We start from the raw sequence: 22,434 nt of genomic DNA on the forward strand, positions 1-22,434 counted from the left end.
ATTTGGCGTAATTTTGCGGAACTGTGAGAAAGCAAAAAAAGAAAAAGCAATTTGAAATTATCCGGAATATTCGGATAGAAGAAATGGCCGCCGAAGGCAAGTGTCTGGCCCGGCACGAGAACCTGGTAATTTTTGTAAAAGATGTGGCCCCCGGCGATGTGGTGGACCTGCAGGTAACGAAACAGAAGAAAAATTTTCTGGAAGCTGCGCCAGTACACTTCCATGAATATTCGGAGTTGCGTATTGAACCGTTTTGCGAGCATTTTGGCGTTTGCGGCGGTTGCAAGTGGCAGCACATTGGCTACGATACCCAATTATTTTATAAGCAAAAACAAGTAAAAGACAACCTGGAGCGAATTGGCAAAATTGGGCACAAACCCGTAAACGCTATTATTGGCTCCGAAAAAACCACGTATTACCGCAATAAATTAGAATATACCTTCTCTAACAACAGTTGGCTTACCTCGGAACAAATAAAATCAGGGCAGGAATACGACCGCAACGCGTTGGGCTTTCATATTCCGGGCCGGTTCGATAAAATATTAGATATTAAGCATTGTTACCTGCAACCAGAGCCTTCTAATAATATTCGGTTGGCGGTGCGGCAATACGCCAAAATGCACGGGTTGGTATTTTTCGATATGGTGAAGATGCAAGGTTTCTTGCGCAACCTGATTATCCGGACAGCCAACACCGGCGATGTAATGGTAATTTTACAGGTGTATTACGAAGACAACGAAGCGGTATTCGGGCTGCTCGAACAGCTGAAAAATTCTTTTCCCGAGATTACCTCGCTGCAATACGTCGTAAACCCCAAAGGCAACGAAACCTTTCACGATTTAGAGGTAATTTGTTACCACGGTGAACCTTATATTCATGAGCAAATGGAAGATTTGCGTTTCCGGGTGGGGCCAAAATCTTTTTACCAGACCAACTCCGACCAGGCTTACGAACTGTACCGCCTCACCCGCGAAATGGCTGGCTTAACGGGTTCAGAATTGGTTTATGATTTATACACCGGAGCTGGCACCATTGCCAACTTTGTAGCGCGCCAATGCAAAGCAGTAATAGGGGTGGAGTATGTAGAAAGTGCTATTGTGGATGCCCGCATTAACTCCCAAATAAATAACATTACCAACACCAAGTTTTACGCCGGCGATATGAAAGATGTACTGAACGATGCTTTTATTGCCGAACACGGACAGCCGGACGTAATTATTACCGACCCGCCCCGGGCTGGGATGCACCCCGACGTGGTAGAAAAACTAAACCAGCTAAAGGCCAAAAGAATTGTGTACGTAAGCTGTAACCCGGCTACGCAGGCCCGCGATTTAGAAGGACTTTCGGCGAATTACGAAGTTACCCAAATTCAGCCGGTAGATATGTTTCCGCAAACCCACCACGTCGAGAATATTGTAACCCTGGAATTAAAATCTTAAAAGTTAAGACCTAAACACCTATAGTTTTTCTGTTCTAATTTTCGTAAAAGATAATTTATTCTCTTAAACCTGCTTTGTTGTATGAATAACGATCCTGAACTAAACGGTAAATATTTAGGCACCATAACCAAAGATTTTGCTTTAGTTTCCGATACCCTGAAAGAGGCCTCTTACCAGATTCGCAAAAGAGAAATATCAAAGTATCCTATTTTTATTTTTACCAAACAAGCTACGCCTTTGGGCTCCTTACTAATTAATGCCGATGAAATGGATTTGGAGTGGCACGTATACGCCTCGTATCTCTTCGATTTTGTGCAACGCAATGTAATTAGTGTAGAAAAGGTAGAAGAGTTTGAACTGGCCTATAAAGATCCGGATGAATTCTGTTGCTTGTTTGTAATCGACGAAGGATTTACCAATTTTGTTTTTATTCCTTTTCCGGAAGATTAAAAATTGTTGTTTAAATACAATTTGTATTTAAGTGCCCTTATGCATGGTTGCCTTTGTTAATTAATGGTTTATAATAAATTTTAATTAAATATATTCCTGCACTTAATCCGCAATATTTTGTAAATCAATGGTTAAGGTTATTTGCTAAATATTTATTCTGTATAAAAGATTAACCCTGGTTTAATTTTTACGTGTATAGGCTTATAGAACTATACATAAAATAAAACTATGGAAATTTCAATTCATAATACACGCATACCTCACCCCAGGCCACAATGGACCGAAAGTTTTGCCCGTTTTGGTATGGCCGCAAAAGGCGTTGTTTATACCCTGGTAGGAGCGCTTGCTTTTATGGCAGCCTTCGAAATAAATGGCAACTCAGAACAAGGAGCCGGTAAACAAGGTGTTTTTCAATTTATTTTGGAGCAGCCTTTTGGTAAAATATTATTGGGTATTGTAGCATTAGGCCTTGTTTGTTACACCATCTGGCGCTTTATTCAGGCCTTTATGGATTCGGAGCGAAAAGGTGGCGATGCCAAAGGAATTGGCAAAAGGCTTGGCTACGCGTTTAGCGGTTTAATTTATGGTAGTTTAGCCTTTTATGCAGCGAAACTGGTGCTGGGTAGCGGCGGTGGCAGCGGCGGTGGCGATTCGCGGCAAACCCTGGCCGGTAAATTGCTGGAACAGCCTTTTGGGCAATGGCTGGTAGGTATTGTAGCCGTGGGTACTATGGCCATGGGCTTATACCAGATTTATAAAGCCATTACGGGTAAATACCTGAAAAATATACAGACCGCCCAAATAAAATCCGATATTAAAGATATGCTGATGAAAGCGGGTAAAGTAGGTTACATTGCACGGGGTATTGTTTGGGGCATTATTGGCTTTTTGTTTTTGAAAGCAGCTATGAACTCAAACGCCCAGGAAGCCGGTGGAACCACCAGTGCTTTTCAGTTTCTGGAGCAATCTTATGGTTCTATTTTGCTGGGGGCTATTGCCTTAGGTTTGGTTTGCTACGGCGTTTTTATGTTTGTTAGAGCCCGCTACGAGGCAATAAATACTTAAATATTAGTAAACAATTTATAATAAACAAAAAGAGCGGTTACCAGTAACCGCTCTTTTTGTTTATTATAAATTGTTTACTACAAATATTAGGGTTGTTTAAAAATGCTTCTGAATACAATTACGCAGGCAGCAATATTGCTTAAAAATGTGTCCAGCCTTGGGCCTGAATTGGAAAAGCATTGCCGCTGGGCGTAACTAACCGTACGCCTTCTGAGGCCTCGGTCATTTTACCAATAATGGTAATATCCGGATGGTTCCGGATTTTATCGTAATCGGCCAAATTAACCGTAAAAAGTAGCTCGTAATCTTCGCCACCGTTCAGGATACACATTACCGGGTCCAGTTGAAATTCTTCGGCCGTGTTTAATACCTGCTGGTCGGCGGGCAGTTTATCCTGGTAAATGGCAGCGCCGGTGTTAGATTGGGTACAAATGTGCAGCAACTCCGAAGCCAGTCCGTCCGAAATATCGATCATAGCAGTTGGTTTTACGGCCAGTTCTTTCAGTTCATGAATAAAATCCATCCGGGCTTCGGGTTTAAGCTGGCGCTGTACCAAATATTCTTTTTCCTGCAAATCGGGCTGCATTTCAGGGTTATCCAGGTAAACCTGTTTTTCCCGTTCCAGTACCTGTAAACCTAAATAGGCCGCCCCTAAATCGCCGGTTACACAAATTAAATCGTTGGGTTTAGCCGTGCTGCGCAATACTGCTTCGCCTTTGGCCACCTCGCCAATAGCCGTAATGCTTATAATTAAACCCGATTTAGAAGAAGTAGTATCGCCGCCCACTAAGTCTACTTTGTAATTTTCGCAGGCAAACCGGATGCCTTCGTATAAATCATCAATAGCTTCTACGGTGTAACGGGCGCTGATGCCCAGGCTTACTGTAATTTGGGTAGGTATGGCATTCATAGCCGCAATATCCGATACATTTACCGCCACAGCTTTGTAGCCCAGGTGCCGCAAAGGACAAAAAGTTAAATCGAAATGCACGCCTTCTACCAGCATATCCGTTGAGACCACAATATTTTTCTCGCCGGGTTCCAGCACCGCGGCATCATCGCCAATGCCCACCAGCGTAGAAGCATTTTCGAGTTTAACCGTTTCTTTTATTTTCCGGATCAGGCCAAATTCACCTAGTTTATCTAAAGAAGTAAATTCACTCATAGTTATTTTATTTCAAAAATTTCAAAAGCTGCAGGCAAGTTTTAATACGGCAAAGTTATTATTAAATCTGGGCACTTTGGTAAATAGATATATTCTGTAAATTTTTATTAAACCACATACCTAACGAACGTTAGTTTGCGTATAAATTTTAGAAGTTAGTTGTTAGTAATCAGTTATCAGTTTTATATGTGTTTTTTTATTGTGTAAGGGTATAAATATTAATAAGTGCTTTCTTATAAAATTAATAGGTGGTTTTTCAAATAAGTTAAAATGAAAATAGTTTTAAGAAACCCACAGTTGTCATTCAGGAGGAACCTATTTAGCAGTTAGCCAAATAGGTTCCTCCTGAATGACAGAAATAGGCTCCAACGCCTAACCTAAATATGATAATTGTAGATTTTGGTTAAAATAGGAATGGCAGCAACCGAAAGCCAGAATAAGGCTAAACTTACCCGCAAAGAGCAGATAGAAAGCATTGCCACGGCTTTGTTTAAGCAGCGCGGTTTTGCGGCTACTTCTATGCGCGATTTAGCCAGTGCAGTCGGGATTGAGGCTGCCAGTATTTATGCCCACGTACGCTCCAAAGAAGAAATTCTGCAAAGTATATGTTTTAAAATGGCGAACGAGTTTTTTGCGGAACTAGCCGAAATTGAATCACAATCTATAACCTATACCCAGAAGCTACGGCAGGTAATAACCGCTCACATAAAAATAATAACCCACAACATAGCAGCTTCAACTGTTTTTCAGCAGGAGTGGCGGCACCTGAGCGAGCCATTTTTAACAGATTTTTTAAGCCTACGCGAAAAATACGAGCACCGCATCCGCGAATTAATCCAACAGGGAATTGAAACAGGAGAATTTATTTCGTCGGATACCCGCTTTGTTACACGCACCTTGCTTTCGAGCCTCAATGGTATTACGCAATGGTACAAACTAGATGGCGAATTAAGTCCCGAAGCAATTGCTGGCAATCTGGCCGATTTATTTTTAAACGGCCTAAACACCCACAAAGATGACCGGCCAAAGTATCATTAGCTCGTTAGTCGTTAATCGTTGTTCGTTATCCGTTGTCTGATATGCTAATAATATAGAATTTACATAAAACTGCTAATTGCAGCAATTCATTATTTCTAATTCATAACTAAAAAAGATGTACGGAGGAGGAAGCATATTTGAGCCGGTTAAACTGGATGAATTGGCGCACGAAGATCCGGTAAAACTGGCCGAATTTGAAGCAAGAATTCAGCGGGGCGAAAAAATTGAACCCGACGATTGGATGCCGGCTTTGTACCGGAAACAAGTAATCCGGATGATAGAGCAACATGCCCATTCCGAAATTATTGGCGCCTTACCCGAAGGTACCTGGATTACCCGGGCACCCGGTTTCCGGCGGAAAATGGCTTTACTGGCGAAAGTACAGGACGAGGTGGGCCACGCGCAGTTGCTTTACAGCGCCGCCGAAACCTTGGGTAAAACCCGGGAGCAAATGACGCTGGATTTAATTTCGGGCAAATCTAAATATTCCAACGTTTTTAATTACCCCACGTTTACCTGGGCCGATTCTACGGTTATTTCGTGGCTGATTGATGCCGGTGCCATTGTAAACCAGATGGCTAATGCCCGTGGTAGTTATGGTCCGTATTGCCGGGCTTTGGAGCGGATTTGCGCCGAAGAATCTTTTCACCTGAAATACGGCCACGATGCGGTGGTTTACTTAGCTACGGGTTCATCTAAACAACGGCAAATGATTCAGGAAGCCCTAAACCGCTGGTGGCCACCCATTATGACTTTCTTCGGCCCAGCCGACAAAATATCGGCCCACACCGAAATATTGATGCGGTGGAAAGTGAAGATGGCTACCAACGACGAGTGCCGCCAGCAATTTCTGGATATGTACGTGCCTAAAGTATGGGAACTAACCCTGACTTTACCCGACCCGCTCCTTCGCAAAAATGAAGCCGGCACTTGGGAATATACCGAACCAGACTGGGAAGAATTTAAACAGGTAATTAACGGTAAAGGGACTTGCAACAAAGAAAGGCTAGCCGTACGGCGCATGGCTGAGGAAAAAGGTGCCTGGGTAAGAGAAGCCCTTTTAAAACCCGAAGCAACTTACGTAAAACCACTGGCTTGATTAGTGGTTGCTGGTTGTTAGTTGTTGTTTAGAGCTAATTTATTCCGGATTGTTGATTAGTTGAAGTGGGCTTATAATTTAGACTGGCGCAAGTGTTAAGCGAAGCGTCACTTGTACCTTTTGAAAGAGGGAAGTCTTTGATTTCCGGAAATTAAAATTTCCAAACGCATAAGATCTGACATGAAGGAATTCATAATTTCTAATTTCTATTTTCTAATTATTTAATATATGCTGCTTACCTCGCTCGATCCCCGCATAAACCGGTTGCAAGTTCCGGCAGATTGGCCTAATTCAGCAGTTAAAAAGCAACTGGACCAATGGGCCACTTACGAGGTATTTACACAGAAGCGGGAAAATACACCTTATGCTTACGTGGGGCCGGTACACGCTCCGGATTTAGAAGTGGCCTTTGTATTTGCGAAAGAACAATACAGCCGGCGGGCTGCTTGCTTCGGACTCTGGGTGGTTAAAACCCAGGATATTCAACATACGCCTTATGTCGACGACAACGAATCTGTTTTTAACTTACTAAATATTCCCGCTCCAGCTACGGCTTCTGAGCAAAGCGAGGCATTCGAAATATTTATGCTGAAAAAAAGGGGCAAAGCGCATACGCATGCGGGCACCGTTTTAGCTTCGGGTTATCAGAATGCTTTAGCTCAGGCCAAACAGCAGTTTGGTGAACAAATACCGTGTGTAAATATTTGGGTAGCACCGGCAGCAAAAATATTAAAATCTTCGGAAGAAGATAAGGATTGGTGGTTAACGCTGAACGAGAAAAAATATCGCGAGCCAGTGGCGTATAAAGTGCTCGATAAAATTAATGCTTTCAAAAACCGAACGACTAACACCCCATGAACGAGCTTGCTATAAAAGAATTACTCTATACGTTGGCCGATAACCAATTAATTCTGGGACACCGCAATTCTGAGTGGACAGGCATTGGTCCGATTCTGGAAGAAGATATTGCTTTTTCTTCGATGGCGCAGGACAAGCTGGGGCATAGCCTGGCTTTTTATACGTTGTTGCACGAACTCGGCGAATCGGACCCGGATACCCTAGCTTTTATGCGAAACGCTGCGCAGTTTCATTGTTGCCACTTGGTTGAGTTGCCTATTGGTGAGTACGACTTTAGCTTAATCCGGCACTTTTTATATGATCACGCCGAAGCTATCCGGTTCGAATATTTAGCTCAAAGTAGTTATGAACCCGCTGCCAAAGTAGCGGCCAAGTTAAGAGGAGAGTTAAAATACCATTTGTTGCATGCCAATACTATGGTAAAGCAATTGGGCAATGCAACCGCTGAGAGCATCAGCCGGTTGCAGCAATCTTTAAATTATGCGTTCCCCTATGCGCTGGGTATGTTCCAGCCATCGCCGTACGAGGCAGATCTGGCAAGCAGCAATATATTCCCGCGGGAAAGTAATATTCAAGCGCAATGGCTGGAAAGTATACAAAAAATATTAGCGCAAACCCAGTTGCAACAGACCGCTGTTCATACCATTTCGCCGGTTTTGGGTGGTAGGCTGGGGCAGCATTCTGAATATTTGCAACCTTTACTCGATGAAATGGCCGAAGTAATTAATATAGATCCCAGCACCGAATGGTAAATACCTGATGTGGACAAAGGAAGAAATATTGGCTTTGCTGGCAAAAGTAATGGACCCCGAAATACCGGTGCTTTCGCTCCTGGATTTGGGAGTTATTACTGACATTAATATTACTCAGGAAAATCAGGTTATGGTGAGAATGACGCCTACTTTTTCGGGTTGCCCGGCCATGGAATATATGCGCAGAAGCGTAGAGGAAACTTTAACCGAAGCGGGCGTTCAGGATTTTAAAGTACAAATGAGTTTTGATAAGCCCTGGAATACAAATAAAATTACCGCTAATGGTCGCAAGGCGCTGCAAGCATTTGGTTTAGCTCCGCCACCGGTTTACCAGGTTGTACCGGATTTAGATATTTTGGAGCACATTGCCTGCCCATATTGCAACAGCACCAATACTATTTTACGAACGCCTTTCGGCCCTACCTTATGCCGGGCCATGCATTACTGTAACAACTGCCGCCAAATGTTCGAGCAGTTTAAGCCGCTGTAGGCGTTGTTCGTTATTCGTTAATCGTTGTTCGGTTGCCAAATGAACGAAAGCAGCTACACGCAATTTGAAATTCTGGATTTATTTATTTGCATATACCGAATTGTTTGAAGTTGCTTTCATAGCTGCTCTATGGTTTAAAGGTAAAAATAAACCTCACAGGTCTTAAAGACCTGTGAGGTTTGTTAGCAGTTAGTTAATCTCCCCACTCCGAACAACGATTAACGAACAACGACTAACGATTAACGATTAAAGCTTCTCCATTTCGGCTTGCACAAAATCGGTGAGGGTTTTAATATACTCGGCCGAAAAATCGAATTTAATATTTGCAGCCGCGTAGACTTCCGCAATAGACTTGGTATAGCCCAGGCTTAACGCATTCTTGTAGCCAGTTAATGCTGCTTGCGGGTCTTGCTTATAATTTTTCCAGACGGCCATGGCACCCAGTTGGGCCATGGCGTATTCTATGTAGTAAAAAGGCACTTCGTACAAATGAAGTTGTTTTTGCCAGATATAAGATTTATAATTTTCCAGTCCGGCCCAGTTTACTTCGTGCTGGTTAAATTGGTCGAATATTTGGAGCCAGGCTTTTTCCCGTTCCGCGAGGGTATGATCCGGGTTTTCGTAAATCCAGTGCTGAAAACGGTCGATGGTGGCCACCCACGGGAAAGTTTCCAGCACACTTTCGAGGTGTGTTTTCTTCGCCCGGCGCAATTCTGCTTCGTCTTCAAAAAATAAATCCCAGTGGTCCATGCTAATGAGTTCCATCGACATAGAAGCAAGTTCTGCAACTTCGGAAGGCGTGTGTTTAAAAGCACCCAGCGGCAATTCGTGGGTTAAGAAATTATGCACCGCGTGGCCGCCTTCGTGCAACATGGTTACCACATCGCGCAACGAAGAAGTAGCGTTCATAAAAATAAAGGGCACGCCGGTTTCATCGAGCGGGTAATTATAGCCACCGGGTGCTTTTCCTTTCCGCGATTCCAGATCCAAACGGCCCATATTTTTCATGGTTACGAGGCAATCGCCCAACAACGGATCTAAGCGATAGAATATTTTGGTGGTCTTTTGCAGTAACTCTTCGCCGGTTTTAAATGGTTCTAGCGGCGGCTTGCCGGTATCATCCACATCTAAATCCCAGGGCTTTAGTTCGGGTAAACCCAGGTTTTGCTTGCGCTCGCGGTCTATAGCACTATTCAACGGTACTACGTTGGTGGCAATGGCTTCGTGGAAGTTAAAGCAATCTTGTACGGTATAATCAAAGCGGCCCAGGGCGGCAAACATATAATCGCGGAAGTTGGCAAAACCCGCATTTTGAGCAACCTGGTGGCGTAACCGGATGAGTTCGGTAAATAAATTATTCAGCTCGTCTTTGTTCTGCATCCGCCGTTCCTGAATGGCCAGGTAAGCTTCGTGGCGTACGTCCCGGTTCAGGTTCTTCAGCCGGTCGGCGGCGCGTGGTAAGGTCATTTCTTCGCCATCTAACGTTACAGTCATGGCACCGGTAATAGCGGCATATTGCTGTTGTTTGGTAGTTATTTCGGTATTAAGCGGAATATTTTCTTCCCGGAATATTTCAATGGCTTTTTTCACTGAACGCAAATAAATCCGGTATTTTTCTTCGTCTAATTCCGGCAAATACGGCGAATCTACCAGCTTCTGGTTAAAAGCATGGTCGTAGGGCGCAATATTGGGCTCAATCTCGTTTACAAAATATTGAAAAGCTTCGGTAGCGGCTTCGTCCTGGGTATCTATGGTCATCCGGATATAACGCCAGCCCATGTCTTCGGCTATTACGCTTTCCAGTTCGCTCCGGTCCAGTAACCATTGTTCTAAATCGTCCGCCGAATTTATTTCCCGGGTTTTTAAATTTTCGAGGTAAGGTTCTAACGCTGCCCAATCGGTTACGGTGAAATTGGTGGGTAACAAGGTGCGGGTTCTGGGTGTTAAAACGGCTGTATTTTCTGCCATATTTTTAAGTTTTTTGATTTTATCTTTTCCTATATGGATTTTCTAAAAAATGTTAGTGGCCTGGTTAGAGAAGTTTCCAGCTTCCGGAAGCCACAGATTTCCTTTCATCATCTTTAATCATCAAGCACAAGTTACGCTTCGCTAAACTTGCGCCAGCCTTTAAAATATTGGATGCTTTAGAAATATTTTCCAATTACCAACATCCAACTACCAACGTCCAACATCCAACTAACCAATTTCAATTACCACATCATCGGTTAAGGGGTGGCCTACGCAGTTTAAAACGTAACCTTCTTCCATTTCAGCATCCGAGAGCCCTTCGCGCTCATCCAGGTGTACTTTGCCCGATAAGCATTTGCCCCGGCAAGCGGTACACAAACCGGCCTGGCACGAATAAGGCAAATCAATGTCCTGAGCCAAACCAGCTTCCAGAATAGTTTGGTCTTTCGGCACGGGTACTTTATACTCAGTTCCTTCGTAAATTAAGGTTACCACCGGGCAGTCAGAAGTTGTTGTTGTATCGGCTGCTGTGCTCACCTTGCCGGAATCCGGAAGCGGATCGGTATGGGTAATTACAAAATTTTCTTTGTGAATTCGTTCCGGACCTACTTTTAATATTTTTAAAGCTTCGCGGGCTTCGTCCATTAAACCTTCGGGGCCGCAAAGGTAAAATTCCGTGTCCAGGTAATCGGTCAGGTTGTGGTACCGCAGAATATCCAGCAGCATTTTCCGGTTTAAGCGGCCGGTATATTTTAGATTTTCCAGCGGCGAAATATTCCGGTTTTGTTCCGGCGCAGTTGCCGGTTGCCCGAATAATGATTTCAGTCGGTCTTTGAAAGAAAGTTTAGCTGGCTGAGCGGGTGAGCTTGCAATAGCGGCGCTATCCGGAGAATATTTTGGTTGGCTCAGCACATGTTCCACCACTAGCCGCCCCGGGTATTCTGCCCCCATTTGCGTCAGCTTTTCCCGGAAAATAATGGTGCCTTCGTGGCGGTTGCCGTAAATGAGTGTTACGTGGCTTTTAGGTTCGTCGTGCAGCACCGCTTTGGCAATAGAAATAAGGGGTGTAATGCCGCTGCCGGCGCCAATCAGTACCAGATTGCGCGCTAGCGTTGGGTCGGGTACAATATTAAAATTGCCTAAAGGCTCCATCACTTCTATCAGGGTGCCTTCGGTACATTTATCTACTAAATAATTAGAAACCAAGCCATTATCAACCCGCTTTACTGTTACTGCCAGGCGCGGAGCTTCGTGCGGGGCACTGCTTAAAGAGTAAGAACGTCTTTCTTTTTTGCCTTTAAACGGCAGTATTAAGGTCAAAAACTGACCGGCTTTACTTGGAATAACTTTTCTTTCCGGGTGTTCAAAATAAATGGTAACGGCATCCGGGGTTTCGCGGATAACCTGAACTACTTTTAACTGGTGGTAAGCACTACTCATTAATATTCTTTCGGCTTAAAAACGAATATTCCTTAAACATATATATACGGGCAAAGTTACGACTTAATTTTTCTAGGCGAGGTTTTCGGAACATTCTTACTTTTACGGGCAATATTAACTTATTTATGGCAGCAGAAGTTTTACCCGATATTTTACGAAAATATTCGGCAGAAATTGGTCCGGTTTTACCTCTGGATTTAAATGGGCCAGCGGTATGCCGCCTCGACTTTTCGGCAGAAAATCCTTTTTGGCAAGATGCGTCTTTAGAAGATACTGCTGATTTTGAGGCAATGGTTCAGGCGTTGTTGCGGGCAAAAAATGCTGCAATTGGCGTAGGCGGCTATTTAGAAGATAGGGTGATTTACCGGCGTAGCGAACATTTTACTACCGCTTCCGAAAAGCGTACCATTCACCTGGGAGTAGATGTTTGGCTGCCGGCTTTTACCCCAGTGCTGGCGCCGCTCAATGGTCGGGTACACAGCTTCCGCGATAACAGTAATTTTGGCGATTACGGCCCCTGTATTATTCTGGAACACGAACTGGAAAACCAAATTTTTTACACCTTGTACGGCCACTTAACCCGCTTGTCGTTGCTGAATTTAGCAGTAGGGCAAAGAGTAAATAAAGGCAATATTTTTTCCCAAGTTGGTCCTTTTCCCGAGAACGGCGATTGGCCGCCGCATTTGCATTTCCAGGTAATGACGGATATGCTGAGCTTAGCCGGCGATTTTCCGGGGGTATGCGCTCCGAGCCAACTGGCGCAATTCCGGCAAATCTGCCCCAATCCCAACCTTATGCTGCAGTGTAAGTATTTAGATTAATTTTTTTATCCGAACGCCGCTATTCTGTTTACCAAAACCAAAGCCTAAAATATTTATTTTACCCGAAGCTGTTTCCCATGTTTGATTTAAGCCGCTACCCGCAACTCATAACCACTTACCTGATTACCTACGGTACCCGCCTGTTGGCAGCCCTTATTATTTTCCTGATAGGCTTGTGGGTTATTAAAAGACTGATAAGAATTGTCAACAACATCATGACATCGTACCACGTTGACCCGACGTTGCGGCCCTTCATGAGCAATATTTTAAGTGTTACGCTCCGGGTTTTGCTCATAATTGCGGTAATCGGTCAGTTAGGAGTAGAGATGACATCAATCTTTGCGGTTTTGGCTTCGGCGGGGTTAGCCGTAGGTTTGGCCTTGCAGGGCAGCCTGTCTAATTTTGCGGGCGGGGTACTTATTCTGGCGGTTAAACCATTCCGGGTCGGCGATTACATAGAAGCGCAGGGCGTGGGCGGCCGGGTTTCTATTATTAATATTTTGAATACCGTTATTAAAACCAACGACAACAAAACCATTTATATTCCCAACGGCCCGCTGGCTAATAGTACCATTACCAATTACGATGTAGAACCCAACCGCCGCACCGAAATTCGCTTGTTGGTGCAACACGGTAATGATATAGAGCTCGCCAAAAACTTAGTTCAGGATATCATAAAAACCGACCACCGTATATTGCCGGAACCGGCGCCGCAGGTTGTAACCGAAAATACGGACTTGGGCATTGCAATTATTATCAGGGCCTGGGCTACCCGCGAAAATATTGGTGGCCTTACCAACGATTTACACGACCGCAGCCGCGCCGCCTTCGACCGCGAAAATATTACCTTACAAGGTGTCCGGAAAGCAATATAGTAATCGGTTTAAATGCTTAAAATATTTACCTGCTTTAGCGGTTTGGTTCTAAGTAAAAGCTTATTCCGGAATAGTAACCGCTTCGATTTTATCACCGATTTCTAAGAGGTGCACCACGGGCATGCCCGAAATCACCCGGGCAAAAATAGTATAACGGCCATCGAGGTGCGGCGTAGGGGAGTGCGTTATAAACCATTGGCAGCTTTCGGTGTCTTTGCCGGCCGAGGCCATGCCCACAAATCCTTCGCCGTACCGCAAATTGGCCAACTCCGACCGAATCGCATAATCGGTGCTGCCCCAGCCGTCGCCACGCGGGTCGCCGGCCTGCGCCACAAAGTTAGGCACTACCCTATGAAAATTTTTGCCGTTAAAAAAACCTGCCTGGGCCAGTTGTACAAAATTAGTTACCGTGCCGGGAGCTTCTTCGGTAAATAATTGCAGGGTAATGGTGCCTTTGGCTGTAGTTAAAATTACGTTTTGCGCCGGGTGTATTTTTTTGGCGAAGTCCCAATCAATGGGGTGGGTAAACGGATTTTTAGGTGGTGTGGCGGGCGGTAAACCTTCGAAGAACCGGATAGTTTTGGTTAGTTCCTGGTAGGTTTCCATGTCGCGGGGCAGTACCAGTTTATCCTGGGCTATTTTCAGAAAGCTCCAATCGGGGTAAGCTTCTTTCATATTTAAAGTTGGGGCTTGTAAAACCCCGGCCGTAATGCCAATTAACGCCACATCGCCCGATTCAATGGCTTTTTGGAATATAGCTGCGAACGGCGCTTTTAAGTTTTCCGGAAATGCTTTTTGCTGGCGCATATCGGCCAGGGCCTGAATACCGTAAGTTGCCAGCACAGTAGAAGCGCCGCTAAATGTTTCCTGCTGAATAAAATTATAGGCATTTACATCTGCCGCTAACGCGCTCAATAAAGCGCCTTTTTCATAAATATTATTGCTTTGGGCGTAGCGCTGTTTAATCTTTCTCAGCACTAATTCTTTCTCCGGATGTTCTTTAAGGGCAGCAGCCAGCAAAGCGGCCCGTACTCGCCAATGGGTTTGTTTATCTGCTTGCTTTAATATTATAGCGGCTTCCTGCGGTGGCGCTTTGGTAGCTAAATATTCGGCTGCGGTTAAGGCCGTATGCGCGTTTTTATCCCCTAAGGCAGTGTAAACAATTTCTTTAACTTCCGAAAAATTAGCGTTGTTTAAAGCCCGAATAGCATTAAGGCGTACCCGGTAATCCGGATCTTTTTGAATTAATTGCAATAATATTGTTGTAGCATCGGCCGGTTTTACTTTGCCTAGCGCGGTAGCAAGTGCCATGCGCACTTCGGGGCTGGGCTCCGTAGTAACGGCCTGAATTAAATATTTACTTCGCGAATTTAAGTTTAGTTTGGGCGTGCGGGCCAGGAAATGCGCAGCTCCTAACCTAACCAACTGAATATTACTTATTGCCAGGTAACTAATGGCTTTGCGGGCTACTGCATCGTAGTTTAAATTTTTAGCATTGGTCCGGTACAATCCCCAAATCTGACCAGCTTTTTCGGTATCGTTGGTGGGGGTAAAACTGGTTAAATAATTTAAACCTTTCTGGGTAGCGCATTTGCCTAAGGCTTCGGTTATTTCGGCGTGCACATAGGCGGTTTTTTCCAAAGTAGAATATTTTATTAAACCATCTTCGGCGGCAACATCGCCAATCTGGCCCAGAGCATAAGCCGCCGCCCGACGAACAGCTGGTTCTTTATCGGCCAGCAGGGGCATTAAAGCCGGTATGGTTTCTTTTGCCTGCACGGAGGCTAAGGCCAGTGCGGCATGCTGCCGGTATACCGGCAATTCGTGTTTTAGAAAAGATATTATTTCGTCGGCTTTCCGTTCATCTTGTAAGGTATAAATTTTCCGGAGGGTCGCATCCGAAAATTTATTTACCGGCAGCGACTGCTTTTCCTGCTTTACCCGACCAATTTGTACCGGCCGCTGGCAAGCCATTATAAATAGGAGCAGAATCAGGTAAAGCTTAATTTTCATCTTGTTTGTTTTACGAAATATACGCTATTCCAATGTGCCAAAACAAAACCAATAAGCAAGGCTTTAAATTAATTAAACGAATATTGTAATAATGCAGCTATAAAATTTCGCTTGTATAAACTTTGGGTGAATAGGAGCTAAATATTGCCGGGATAGTTTCTGAACAATGCCGGTACACTTTAGACTAAGGTTGTAATAAGGTAAATTGTTTATGTAGGGTATATTTTACACCCGGTAATATATTTAATTGGTTAACTGAAGTCGCGCACTATTTAAAAAATATGAGGCTTTAGATCCCAATTCTGTCATTCAGGAGGAAACTATTTGGCTACCTGCTAAATAGGTTCCTCCTGAATGACACGAGTGGGTTGCTTAGAGTAATTGATTAAAATTGTTTTTAAAGAAATATTGCGGGACATTATTTAGTTAAAAGCCCTTGCAAATTATTGGTAACCCTTGGCTTGCAGGTTAAACAACTCGGCGTAGCGGCCATTAAGGCTTAATAATTCCTGATGCGAACCAATTTCCAGCAGTTGCCCCCGTTCAATTACCAGAATCCTATCGGCCATTCTAACGGTTGAAAAGCGGTGCGAAATTAATACGGCGGTTTTGCCGTGGGTTAGTTCGGCGAAACGTTGGAAAACTTCGTGCTCGGCGCGGGCGTCCAGCGCCGCCGTGGGTTCGTCCAGAATTAATAACTGGGCATCGCGCATGTAAGCGCGGCCCAAGGCTATTTTCTGCCATTCGCCGCCCGATAAATCAACACCTTTAGCAAAGCGGCGGCCAATCATCTGGTTATAGCCTTCGGGCAATTTACTGATTACGGTATCAGCTAAACTCTGTGCCGCCGAAGTTTGAATGCGCGGTTGGTTATCTTTTTCTTCGATGCGGCCTACGGCAATATTATGCGAAGCCGTCATCTGGAATTTTACAAAGTCCTGAAATATTACCCCAATATTTTTGCGCAAATCTACCGGGTTATATTCTTTTAAATCGTAGCCATCGAGCAAAATGCGGCCTTCGGTAGGGTCGTAAAGCCGGGCCAATAATTTAACCAAAGTGGTTTTGCCAGCGCCGTTCTCCCCAACCAACGCCAGTTTTTCGCCGGCTTGTAAGGTAAAGTTCAGGTTGCGAATGGCCCATTTATCGGAGTTGCCATATTTAAAGCCTACGTTATTGAACCGAAAACCTTCCTGAATGGGATTAGGGAAAGCTCGGGCATTGGGTTTAGGTAAAATATTGGGTTGAATGGCAAAAAAATCAAAGAAATCCTGTAGGTACAGGGCACCTTCGGCAATACTAGAAAAACGGTTGAGAATACTTTCGAGTAAGCCGCGCATGCGCGCAAAAGAGCCAGCATAAAAAGTAAGGTCTCCGATAGAAATATGCCCGTTTACGGTACGAATAATAATAAACAGGTAAGCGCCGTAATAACCGGCGCTGCCCAGCGCGGCAAACAAACTACCCCAACTCGCCCGCCGGATGGCCAGTTTGCGGTTATCGTTGTAAAATTGGTCCGAAAGTTCGCGAAAGCGGTCGATGAGAAAACCTGATAAACCGAATATTTTAATTTCTTTGGCGGTTTCGTCGCTGGCCCCGGTCAGGCGTAAATAATCCAGTTCGCGGCGTTCGGGTGTCCAGCCGTGTACCAAAGAGTAGCTCCGCTCGTTAAAATGCGATTCGCCTAAAAAGGCCGGAATAACCGCAATTACCAATAGCACAATCAGCCACGGGTTGAAAGTAAGTAAACCCACCGCCAGGAAAGCCATGGTAATGGCATCCTGCATTTGCCCCAGCACCTGCGACATTAAAACCGTGCGGCTTAGGGTTTGGCGGCGGGCCCTTTCGAGTTTATCGTAAAAATTTGCATCTTCAAATTGGTCCAGGTCCAGGGAAGCGGCGTGTTCCATTAATTTTACCGAGGTGCTGTTGGAAAGTAAATCACCGAGCAAACTATCGAGTAAAGCCGCGCCCCGGTTCAGCACATCCGAGAATATTGCTAAGGCAAACTCAATCAGCACCAAATTAAATAAATGCGAATGGCTGTACTGGCCGGTATGCTGCGTCAGGAAAATAACTTCGTCAATTATTAGGCGGGCTACCTGTAACATGGCCAGCGGAATAGCCGCCCGCACTACCCGCACTAATATGCTGCCCAAAGCCATACCCCGGTGGGTTTCCCAGATTAATTTCAGAAAAGCCGGAATATTTTTTAAAGCGGTAAACCGTTCTTTTACCGATAGATGTGGTTTGCCGGCGGCAGATTTAGGTTTGGTAAGGGTAAGTAATCGTGTCCAGAAAGACATGCTTGGTGTTTGTTTAGAGAATAATAGGCAATTAAAAGAGTTAAACGTTATTATTTAGCTTAGGATTGAGGTGGAACTAATAAATCAACTATTCAGCAAGTAACGGTAAAGTTATGAAGCAAATCTGTAACGAAGAATATTGGGGTTAATATTTTAATTATTATGTTAAATAATTGTTGATTAATAATTGCAGGATATTTTAGCAATGCCTTCTTAGTTGTGGTAGTACTACTGTTATTGAGATTTATTCTGTGGTGTTTGCCAACCAAACCCGCATAAAATTACCACCTAGTATTTTGTTAATAGCTGCTTGGGAATAGCCGCGGGCCAATAATGCTTTGGTTACCTGCGGAAAATCGGCAACACTGTTTAGTTCGCGGGGCGTAGCAGTAATGCCATCAAAATCGGAGCCCAGCCCTACGTAATCAACGCCTACCAACTTAACAATATAATCCAGGTGGTCGAGCAATTTAGAAAGAGGAGGGCGCATTAATATTGCTTCCTGCGGGTATTTTCGGGCAAGGGTTTTCAGGATATAAGCTTTACTTTTCTTTAATTTCCGGAGCGCTGCCACCTCGGTTTGGTGTTTGTTAAAAAAACTTTTCTCGCGGGCCAAATAGGCGGGGTCGATGAATTCAGCATTAAAATTTAAGCCAATAATGCCGCCGTTTTGGGCAATGGCTTTTATTTGGGCATCTTTTAAATTCCGGAAATGGGGGGCCAGCCGGTAAACATTGCTGTGCGAAATAATTACGGGTTTAGTGGTGGTATTAAGCGCGTCCCAAAACGTTTTTTCGCCCACATGGCTTAAATCTACTAACATGCCTAACTGGTTCATTTGCCGGATAACTTGCTGGCCAAACAGCGTTAAGCCTTTGCGTTGAGCCGGAAAATTACGCCGGCTTTCGTCTTTGGCCGAGCTGGCCCAAGTAGTAGAATTATTCCAGGTTAAGGTAAGGTAACGAACGCCGCGCGCATAAAACTTATTTAGGTTAGCCAGGTTATTTTCCAGCATGTGGCCGCCTTCTACCCCCATCAGGGCCGCCAATTTATTAAGTTTTAAAGCCTGGTTTAATTGGGCGGGCGTGCGCACCAGCATTATTTTATCTGGATGCCGGTTAATAATCTTTTCCAGCGAATCTATCTGGCGGTTGGCATACCGGAAAGCTTTACCCGCACCGTATTGCTGACTACACCAAATTGAAAAAAACTGGGCATCTACGCCGCCCTGGCTAAATCTGCTTAAATCGGAGTGGGTTTTCTGACTAAGGTTTTGGCTGATAATGGCACCACGCATCACGGCAATCAGCACATCGTTGTGCAAATCTATTACCAAAGCCTCCTGGTGAATTTTTTGGTAAGCCTGGGCCTGTACTGGTAAACGCAATAGCCCGAGTAAAGCAATTAACCAATATTTCAGATATAGATTTTCTTTACCCAGCATAGGCTAAATATCGGGCAGGTTTAATTAAGCTAACAGCTGCTCATGCCAAATTAGGTTGAAAGTAAAGATTTTCCGGCTATTTACCGGCCCACAGATTCGAGATAAGCCGGATTATGCTCCGAAATATTTATGTAGATTTCGGCATTAGAAGCTTTGTTTTTGGCCGCAATATTTAAAAGTAAAATACCAATAATAAAAAAGCCGAGACAAATAAGCGCGGTATTAAATAAATTAACCGATAAGGTACTGGCCCAACCTAATACAGCCTGGTGCGAAATAAATTTTTTATACAGTACCACCCCTAATAAACCGCCAATGGCAATAGCAATTACCATAAAAAGTTTTAAAAACAACATCAGAAAATCTTCGGCATATTCTACAAAAGATTTAAAAGCATGGTGTACCAAACTGGTCAGGTTCATTTTAGACGAACCATCGAGCCGCTTACGCCGGTTGTATACCAGCTTTTTGGTTTCTACCCGTTGTTTCGATAAATAAGCCGCCAGATGCACAAACGAGGTATAAGAAGCACTTTGTAAAATGCTGTTATCGATCATGCAATAATTGCCAAAGTTCATGGTGCGGCCCGTTATGGCTTTAAAAATAACTTTATAAATAACATAAGAAAGCCGGAACGACAGGCTTTCCTGGCGTTTGCCCCGCACCACATTTACCACTCTAAAGTCATCAATTTGCACCAATTCTTTTATGGCCGCCGGGTCGTCTTCGCCGTCCGAATCCATAATAATAAATTTGCTGCAGTCGAGGTTACGGGCAAACAACAAACCCTGGTAAATAGCGCCCTGGTGACCGGAATTGTATTTAAGCGTTAATATTTGCAAATCAATATTTGCGGCTTCGGGGCGAAAAGCCCGGAGTAATTTTAAGGTATTATCGGTAGAGGCATCATCAACAACTATTACCGTAAACTGAAATGGCAGGTTTTTAATTATTTGGGTTAATTCTTTTAAGAAAGCAATTACCGTAACGTTTTCGTTAAAGCAGGGCGTTATAATGGCTATATTATTTTCCATTGGTACAATAAAATAAATTTATATGGCGGCTCCCGTAATCTGAGTTGGCTGAAGCGAGTGGTGATCGTATTTAAAAATGCGGTAAGGACCTATAACTTTATCCAGCCGGTAATTATGTTTTTTTAATTCTTTAAAGTTTTGCAGAATAGAAAAATGATAAGGTGTGTTGGGCTCCACAATAAATTTAATGGTACCGTTGCGCAGGCATTTTTCTATGTTATCGTAACCCAGCACTTTAGACGGGCGGGTAGACGATTCAAAAATATCTAATTGCGGAATAACGCAGTTCCGGAAAAGCACATTATCAATTAAGCTGCGGTTTGCTGTTGTTTCCTGAATGGGTAAATTAGCAAACACGTATTCATCTGAATTATTCGAAAGGTTATTTTTTAAGAAAGTAGCCACCTGGGCGGCAGCTAAATCTCTTTCTTGCCGAATTTGCGCAGCATTGCCGTATCGGAAATCGGCTACATTACGGAATTGTACCAGCATATTCAGGGCCAGTAAGGCAAGAAAATACACTACATAGCCATAAGTGGCAAAGCTGGCGAAAGCGCCTTTTTTTGTAGAACTGGCCTGCGCATGAACTGAAATGGCTTGGTTTACAAAATAATAAAATAGCAGTACTAGGGCTAAATTCAGAAATAAAAAGTAGTAGTGAATGCTGGAACCTTGTTTAAGAGCCGTACCGGTAGCAAAAACAAACATGCCCACGCAGCAGCAGCAAAGAAAACGCAAAGGCAAGCGGCCCTTAAAAACCACCATTTTGCCCAAACTGATATAAACTACCAGTAAAGCCAGCGGCAATAATTCGGATTTATACAAAAATTTACCCATTACAAACTTTTTAAAATAAGGTAAACTAATGCCGTTATCTACACCGCCAATTACATTCATTAAAAAGGCTTCGTGGTAAAGGCCGGTAAAAACCACCAATAAAGCTGCAAAGGCCAACCCCATAACTACAGCGGTAAGAAAGGCCGAACGCCAATCTTTAATAAAAAGAAAGAAACTAATAAAAAGCACCGGCAGTTGTATACCGCTTTGTTTGGTATAAATGGCCGCTACCGCGAGCAATGCTGCGCCAATTAACAACTTTGCGTTTTGTTTTGCCCCCTCGCTGGTATTAAGATAAAGCATAACCAGGTAAACCGACCATAAGGCAAAAGCATCGTGCAGCGAATCGGGCCGGGCCGCAATATCCCAGAGTAATACAAGCACAAACGAAGCAAAACTAAGAATATAGGCTACCGGTTGGGTAATACTAAATATTCGGCGGCTGATAAAATAAATAGCCGCGGCCGAAAATAAATTGAAAACAATGCTCCACGACCGCCCAATAATATATAATTCCCGAATATGCTGCAGTGGGTCCAACCCCAATATTTTGGCCGTTAAGCCGCATACATAATAATAGAGCGGTGTATATTGGGTAATAGAAAAAGGTAAATAATGCGGATTGGTATATAAAGGCTGATTATCCAGAAACATTTGGATGCTGTAAATAACATTCTGTTCTACGCCGCCACCCAAATCGGCGGCCGGGCTAAATATTAGCAAAATGCGCATGACCAGCATGAACAAAAAGCAGCAGAAAGTAAAAAGTAAACTAAAATTTATTAGTGGTGATTCAGAAAAAAGGGCTCGGCTATTATTACTCATAGAAATAGAACTGAAATTGTTATAAACGCTGTAATACCTGGCTTACTCCGAATAATTTATTCGTTACTATTTAGGTAACTAGAACTACAAATACCTGAAGGCCAGTGGGTGATTACATTGTAAATATAGAATATTTTATTATTTATATATATAATTCGTTAAAATTTTTTTATTGTTTGCGCAACTACTGTTTTATAAAATAAAGGCAATACTAGTTCCTAATAATACAAAGCCGAATTACAAATACTAATGACTTGATTAAATTCAAAATGGAAAAGAAAGTAATTTGGATTTTAAGTGCTTTTACCAAGAATCAGGACGCATTCTATCAGGATAAGTTGCGCGATTAAAACAGCTTAACCAGCAAATATCTGTTTATCAGTAATTAGTATTATTTAAATAAGTATAAATACTTGTATACTAAAAAACGAAATTATCTAAGTAAGGGGAGTTGCTTTTGAAAAGGTTGGGCGTGCAATAATGGTTAGGAAAACCAACGGGAATATTTATTGGAG

General features: G+C 43.6%; 18 protein-coding genes. 10 read left to right on the forward strand and 8 right to left on the reverse strand.

All coding sequences use genetic code 11. The annotated features are described in order from the left end of the window. The first annotated feature begins 23 nt into the window (after window positions 1-23). The 3 genes from rlmD (at window position 24) to F0145_RS18470 (ending at window position 2,954) form a co-directional block, all read left to right on the forward strand. Complete coding sequence (rlmD, locus tag F0145_RS18460; protein ID WP_150090680.1) at window positions 24-1,439, forward strand: 23S rRNA (uracil(1939)-C(5))-methyltransferase RlmD; 1,416 nt, start codon at window positions 24-26, stop codon at window positions 1,437-1,439. Window positions 1,440-1,520: 81 nt separating this feature from the next. After that, the gene (locus F0145_RS18465) at window positions 1,521-1,889 is read left to right on the forward strand and encodes a hypothetical protein (RefSeq protein WP_150090682.1); all 369 of its coding nucleotides are present in this window, start codon (window positions 1,521-1,523) and stop codon (window positions 1,887-1,889) included. Between the two features lie 228 nt (window positions 1,890-2,117). After that, the gene (locus tag F0145_RS18470; RefSeq protein WP_150090684.1) at window positions 2,118-2,954 is read left to right on the forward strand and encodes a DUF1206 domain-containing protein; all 837 of its coding nucleotides are present in this window, start codon (window positions 2,118-2,120) and stop codon (window positions 2,952-2,954) included. A 139-nt stretch (window positions 2,955-3,093) separates the two neighbouring features. Here F0145_RS18470 and thiL read toward each other — a convergent pair whose 3' ends face one another. Next, complete coding sequence (gene thiL, locus F0145_RS18475; protein ID WP_150090686.1) at window positions 3,094-4,119, reverse strand: thiamine-phosphate kinase; 1,026 nt, start codon at window positions 4,117-4,119, stop codon at window positions 3,094-3,096. Window positions 4,120-4,533: 414 nt separating this feature from the next. Here thiL and F0145_RS18480 point away from each other — a divergent pair, with 414 nt between their 5' ends. The 5 genes from F0145_RS18480 to paaD all read left to right on the forward strand — a co-directional run bounded on the left by F0145_RS18480 (window position 4,534) and on the right by paaD (window position 8,356). Continuing rightward, a complete protein-coding gene (locus tag F0145_RS18480) occupies window positions 4,534-5,157 on the forward strand; it encodes a TetR/AcrR family transcriptional regulator (RefSeq protein ID WP_150090688.1) in 624 nt (207 codons plus the stop codon). Between the two features lie 115 nt (window positions 5,158-5,272). Then, window positions 5,273-6,256 carry a 1,2-phenylacetyl-CoA epoxidase subunit PaaA gene (gene paaA, locus F0145_RS18485; protein WP_150090690.1) on the forward strand — a complete coding sequence of 328 codons (984 nt, stop codon included), beginning with the start codon at window positions 5,273-5,275 and terminating at the stop codon, window positions 6,254-6,256. A 228-nt stretch (window positions 6,257-6,484) separates the two neighbouring features. Next, window positions 6,485-7,114, forward strand: coding sequence for a phenylacetic acid degradation b (locus F0145_RS18490; protein ID WP_150090692.1), 630 nt, complete (start codon window positions 6,485-6,487; stop codon window positions 7,112-7,114). Further along, complete coding sequence (paaC, locus tag F0145_RS18495) at window positions 7,111-7,866, forward strand: 1,2-phenylacetyl-CoA epoxidase subunit PaaC (RefSeq protein WP_150090694.1); 756 nt, start codon at window positions 7,111-7,113, stop codon at window positions 7,864-7,866. The genes F0145_RS18490 and paaC overlap by 4 nt, the downstream gene beginning before the upstream one ends. A 7-nt stretch (window positions 7,867-7,873) precedes the next feature. Beyond that, window positions 7,874-8,356, forward strand: coding sequence for a 1,2-phenylacetyl-CoA epoxidase subunit PaaD (paaD, locus tag F0145_RS18500; protein WP_317133194.1), 483 nt, complete (start codon window positions 7,874-7,876; stop codon window positions 8,354-8,356). Window positions 8,357-8,602: 246 nt separating this feature from the next. Here the strand turns inward: paaD and F0145_RS18505 are convergent, their stop codons facing one another. Both F0145_RS18505 and F0145_RS18510 read right to left on the reverse strand, forming a co-directional pair. Continuing rightward, complete coding sequence (locus tag F0145_RS18505) at window positions 8,603-10,324, reverse strand: M3 family oligoendopeptidase (protein WP_150090698.1); 1,722 nt, start codon at window positions 10,322-10,324, stop codon at window positions 8,603-8,605. 228 nt (window positions 10,325-10,552) lie between these two features. After that, window positions 10,553-11,764: a ferredoxin--NADP reductase gene (locus F0145_RS18510; RefSeq protein ID WP_150090700.1), complete on the reverse strand. Its 1,212-nt coding sequence runs from the start codon at window positions 11,762-11,764 to the stop codon at window positions 10,553-10,555. A 125-nt stretch (window positions 11,765-11,889) separates the two neighbouring features. Between F0145_RS18510 and F0145_RS18515 the strand changes: the two genes are divergently transcribed. Together F0145_RS18515 and F0145_RS18520 are read left to right on the forward strand one after the other, a co-directional pair. Next, window positions 11,890-12,585, forward strand: coding sequence for a peptidoglycan DD-metalloendopeptidase family protein (locus F0145_RS18515; RefSeq protein ID WP_150090702.1), 696 nt, complete (start codon window positions 11,890-11,892; stop codon window positions 12,583-12,585). A 77-nt stretch (window positions 12,586-12,662) separates the two neighbouring features. Continuing rightward, window positions 12,663-13,460 (forward strand): mechanosensitive ion channel family protein, encoded by a 798-nt coding sequence (locus F0145_RS18520; RefSeq protein WP_150090704.1) that lies wholly within the window; start codon window positions 12,663-12,665, stop codon window positions 13,458-13,460. 60 nt (window positions 13,461-13,520) lie between these two features. On the opposite strand, the gene F0145_RS18525 is transcribed toward F0145_RS18520, so the two are convergent. From F0145_RS18525 to F0145_RS18545, 5 genes are all read right to left on the reverse strand, one after another. Then, window positions 13,521-15,473: a peptidylprolyl isomerase gene (locus tag F0145_RS18525; protein WP_150090706.1), complete on the reverse strand. Its 1,953-nt coding sequence runs from the start codon at window positions 15,471-15,473 to the stop codon at window positions 13,521-13,523. A gap of 443 nt (window positions 15,474-15,916) precedes the next feature. Beyond that, window positions 15,917-17,779, reverse strand: coding sequence for an ABC transporter ATP-binding protein (locus tag F0145_RS18530; protein ID WP_150090708.1), 1,863 nt, complete (start codon window positions 17,777-17,779; stop codon window positions 15,917-15,919). Between the two features lie 244 nt (window positions 17,780-18,023). Further along, window positions 18,024-19,223, reverse strand: coding sequence for a dipeptidase (locus tag F0145_RS18535; protein ID WP_150090710.1), 1,200 nt, complete (start codon window positions 19,221-19,223; stop codon window positions 18,024-18,026). Window positions 19,224-19,303: 80 nt separating this feature from the next. Further along, window positions 19,304-20,257 carry a glycosyltransferase gene (locus tag F0145_RS18540; protein ID WP_150090713.1) on the reverse strand — a complete coding sequence of 318 codons (954 nt, stop codon included), beginning with the start codon at window positions 20,255-20,257 and terminating at the stop codon, window positions 19,304-19,306. Between the two features lie 18 nt (window positions 20,258-20,275). Then, window positions 20,276-21,835, reverse strand: coding sequence for an ArnT family glycosyltransferase (locus F0145_RS18545; RefSeq protein WP_223816152.1), 1,560 nt, complete (start codon window positions 21,833-21,835; stop codon window positions 20,276-20,278). Window positions 21,836-22,434 lie beyond the last annotated feature (599 nt).

The sequence above is a fragment of the Adhaeribacter rhizoryzae genome (genome assembly GCF_008629685.1).
GTDB lineage: Bacteria > Bacteroidota > Bacteroidia > Cytophagales > Hymenobacteraceae > Adhaeribacter > Adhaeribacter rhizoryzae.